This is a genomic window from Pyxidicoccus caerfyrddinensis, assembly GCF_010894405.1.
Classification (GTDB): domain Bacteria; phylum Myxococcota; class Myxococcia; order Myxococcales; family Myxococcaceae; genus Myxococcus; species Myxococcus caerfyrddinensis.
On record NZ_JAAIYA010000147.1, the window covers coordinates 1 to 426 of the forward strand.

At 60.8% G+C, this 426-nt stretch carries 1 protein-coding gene; it reads right to left on the reverse strand.

The genetic code is table 11. The features are described from left to right. On the reverse strand, window positions 1-426 hold a 426-nt coding region (locus G4D86_RS51920; protein WP_164003118.1), incomplete at both ends, for a leucine-rich repeat domain-containing protein.

The following is a 426-nucleotide window of genomic DNA, read 5'->3' on the forward strand; positions in this document are numbered from 1 at the left end:
CCTTCAGAATCCGTTCGTTGAATGGTTCCGATTCGTCCCAGCTCAGGCGCACCTCCCGCAGGGATGGCAGCTCCAGCAGAAAATCGGGCGACCGTCCCAGGCAGTTGCTGTCCAGTTCGAGCAACTCCAGTCGTTTCAACTGGGTGAGGGTTTCGGGCAAGGCTTCCAGGGCGTTGCCAGCCAGTCTCAACTGTCGGAGGTTCGTGAGGTTGCCGATTTTCGGTGAGAGTCTGCGGAGTGGGTCCGAGACATAAAGCACTTCCAGGCTCCGCAGCGAAAAGACCTCGTCAGGCAACTCCTCCAGGCCGTTCTCCCAGAGGTCGAGCCTCCGAAGATGGGTGTAGCGCGCCAGTTCTGGAGAAAGAGAGGCCTTCGGGAATCCACCCAGGTCGAGCTGCTCCACGGCCTCAATCGCCGCCAGGGGCG